Origin of the sequence: Ideonella azotifigens (genome assembly GCF_006519715.1) — a bacterium.
In the GTDB taxonomy this organism is placed as follows: Bacteria; Pseudomonadota; Gammaproteobacteria; order Burkholderiales; family Burkholderiaceae_C; genus Ideonella; species Ideonella azotifigens.
In genome coordinates, this window is the sequence record NZ_VIDT01000574.1 from 1 (window position 1) to 3,533 (window position 3,533).

The 3,533-nt window shown below is 66.9% G+C and carries 3 protein-coding genes; all 3 read left to right on the forward strand.

From position 1 onward, the window contains the following. Positions 1-282: hypothetical protein (locus FKP22_RS32625; protein WP_170201058.1), on the forward strand; the 282-nt coding region annotated here is incomplete at its 5' end. A 125-nt stretch (positions 283-407) separates the two neighbouring features. After that, positions 408-1,994 (forward strand): sensor histidine kinase, encoded by a 1,587-nt coding sequence (locus FKP22_RS24280; protein WP_170201059.1) that lies wholly within the window; start codon positions 408-410, stop codon positions 1,992-1,994. Further along, positions 1,991-3,406, forward strand: coding sequence for an ATP-binding protein (locus tag FKP22_RS24285; protein WP_231012030.1), 1,416 nt, complete (start codon positions 1,991-1,993; stop codon positions 3,404-3,406). Before FKP22_RS24280 ends, FKP22_RS24285 begins: the two co-directional genes overlap by 4 nt. Positions 3,407-3,533 lie beyond the last annotated feature (127 nt).

Genomic DNA, 3,533 nt, shown 5'->3' on the forward strand with positions numbered 1-3,533 from the left:
GCTGCACTCGCCGGCAGCAGCTCGGCGCGCGGCCTCACCGGGATCTTCATCCCGACCGCGACGCTCGCCGGATGGCTGGCCGCCGGCAGCGGACTGGTGCTGAGCGAAGGCATTGTGCTGAGCGAAGGGATCGTGCTCAGCGAGGGCATCGTGCTGAGTGAAGGCATCGTGCTGAGCGAAGGCATCGTCCTCAGTGAAGGGATCGTGCTCAGCGAGGGCATCGTGCTCAGCGAAGGCCTGGTGCTGAGCGAGACGCAGGTCGGCCCGACCGGCGAGCCCTGAAACATGCCCAGGCCCGCAGCCCTCAAGCCCGCGTGATGCAACCCACCGCTCTCGCCCCTGCTTTGCCGCCGCCGCAGCCGCCGCCAGCGTCGCCTTGGCCCTGGCAGCGCCTGCACGCCCGGCTCATGCCGGACTACAACCGCAATGCCACGATCTACTGGTGGAGCGTGGTGCTGCTGGGCGCGGCGGTGCTCGGGTATTCGCTGCACCAGTTGGCCGCGATGACGGCGGCCACGTGGCTGCAGGTGCTCGCGGCCAGCATGCTGGCGATGGTGGCCGGGCTGGTGCCGGTGCGCATTCCGCGCTCGACCAACTCGTTCACCGCCGGCGAGATCTTCATCTTCCTGCTGTTGCTGCTGAGCGGCCCGGAGGCGGCGGCGCTGGGCTCGGCCTGCGAGGCGCTGGTCGGTTCGTGGCGGACCTCCAAACGCTGGACCAGCCGCATTGCCAGCCCGGCGATGGCTGCGCTGGCGATGTTCAGCGCGGGCTCGCTGCTGCAGACCGGCCTGCAGGCACTGCAGCGCCATGGCTTGGCGCATGACGGGCTGTTGCTGTTGGGGGCGATCCTGTTCGCCTTCGGCTACTTCCTGCTCAACACGCTGCTGGTGACCATGGTGCCGCGGCTCAAGCGCAACGAGCCGCTGAACCTCAAGGCCTTCCTCGATTCCTTCGGGTGGCTGGGCATCGCCTACGCCGGCAACGCCTCGGTGGCGACCTTCCTGTACTTCAGCTTCCGCCAGTCGGGCATCGTCGTCGTCGTCGCGGCGGTGCCGATCATCGTGATCCTGCTGACCACCGGCCACTGGTTCTTCCGCCGCGAGGAGGCCGAGGAAGCGGTGCGCAAGGCCCGCGAGCAGGAAGCCGCCCAGCGCCAGGCGCTGGAAAACGCGCGCCATGCCGGCATGGCCGAGATCGCCACCAACGTGCTGCACAACGTCGGCAATGTGCTCAACAGCGTCAATGTCTCGGCCGAACTCATCGCCACGCGCGTGCGCGACTCAGAAGCCGCCAGCCTGGGCTGCGCGGTGCAGCTGATCGAGCAGAACGGCGACCGGCTCGGCGACTACCTGACGAACGATGCTCGCGGCCGAATGCTGCCGATGTACCTGAAGCAGCTGGCGCAGGCGCTGGAAGAAGAGCGTGCCGAGATTGCCGCCGAGCTGGCGGTGCTGACCAAGAACGTGCGGCACATCAAGGAGATCGTGTCGACGCAGCAGGCCTACGCCGGCGCATCGAGCCTGGTGGAGCCGGTGCACATCGTCGAGCTGATCGAGGATGCGCTGCGCATCGACAACAGTGCCCTCGCCGGCCGCAACGTGACGCTGCTGCGCGAATTCGAAGCCGTGCCCGCGCTGCTGCTGGACAAGCACCGCGTGCTGCTGATCCTGGTCAACCTGATCGCCAACGCCCGCCACGCGATGCAGCGCCTGCCCGAGGCCGCACACCGGCTGACGCTGCGCGTTCAGGTGGCCGACCCGTGCAGCCTGCAGGTGATCGTGGCTGACACCGGCGAAGGCATTGCCGCCGAACACCTGACGAAGATCTTCGCCCATGGCTTCACGACCAAGAAGGACGGCCACGGCTTCGGCCTGCACAGCTGCGTGCTGGCCGCGCGCGAGATGGGCGGCAAGCTGACCGTTGCCAGTGCAGGCCCCGGCCAGGGTGCCGCCTTCACCCTCGAACTACCCCTCAAAACCGAACGGCCATCATGACCCTTGAAAACCGCCGCATCTTGCTGGTCGACGACATGCCGACGATCCACGACGATTTCCGCAAGATCCTTTGCCCCCAGGCACCGGCGAAGTCTGCGCTCCAGGCCACGCGCGCCGCGCTGTTCGGCGACGAGCCACCGAAGGCCACGACCGGCGCGGCCGTTTTCGAACTGGACTCGGCCTACCAGGGCCAGGAGGGTTTGGCGAAGGTGGAGGCCTCGCTGCGCAACGGCCGGCCGTACGCGATGGCCTTCGTTGACATGCGCATGCCGCCGGGCTGGGACGGCGTCGAGACCATCGAGCACTTGTGGCATGCAGACCCGCGGCTGCAGGTGGTGATCTGCACCGCCTATTCCGACACCTCGTGGGACGAGGTCTTCCGGCGCTTGGACGCGCGCGACCGCCTGCTGATCCTGAAGAAGCCTTTCGACAACATCGAGGTGCGCCAGCTGGCTCAGGCGCTGACCGCCAAGTGGCAGATGACGCAGCAGGCCGCCCTGCAGATCGACAGCCTGGAGGCCGCCGTCGACGAACGCACTCAGCGTCTGACGCAGGCCAACCTTGCGCTGCAGGCCGAGATCGCCGAGCGCAAGAACCTGGAAGCGCAGCTCGTGCAGCAGGAAAAGCTGGCTTCGATCGGCCAACTGGCCGCTGGCGTGGCGCACGAGATCAACAACCCGATCGGCTACGTCTTCTCGAATGTCGGCACGCTCGAGGGCTACCTGGCCGACCTGTTCCGCATGCTGGACGCCTACGAGCAGACGCCGGCGGCAGCGCAGCTGCGGGCCTTGCGCGAAGAGCTGCAGATCGACTACCTGAAGGATGACGTGCCGAGCCTGATGCGTGAATCCAAGGAAGGCATCGGCCGCGTGCGCCAGATCGTGCAGGACTTGAAGGACTTCTCGCACGTCGATGCACTGCAGGAATGGCAGATGGTGCAGCTCCACCAGGGCATCGATTCGACCTTGAACATCTTGGGCAGCGAGCTGCGCGACAAGGCCGATGTGGTGAAGGAATACGGCCAGGTGGCGGAGATCGAATGCCTGTCCTCGCAGCTCAACCAGGTGGTGATGAACCTGGTGGTCAATGCCGCCCACGCGATGGGAGACAGGGGCGACAAGCGAGGCCGCATCGTCATCCGCACAGGCTGTGCCGACGGCGAAGCCTGGTTCGAGGTGACCGACAACGGCAGCGGCATTCCAAGTAAGGTGCTGCCGCGCATCTTTGATCCTTTCTTCACGACCAAACCCATCGGCAAAGGCACCGGGCTCGGCCTGTCCCTGTCCTACGGCATCGTCCAAAAGCACCAGGGGCGCATCACGGTCGACAGCGAAGTCGGCCGCGGCACAACTTTCAGGGTGACGCTGCCATTGCGACGCCGCGCGACGCCCGCCGAGATGGTGCCGGCTTGATGCGGGCACGGCCCGGCTGCACGGGCTTGGCGGCGCCGTTGGAGACAGGCATTGACCGCGAGCCCCAAGCCTGCGGCGCTCAGTGTGCGCACTTGCCAGCTGCCGCTGCGGCCAGCAGGAAAGGCAG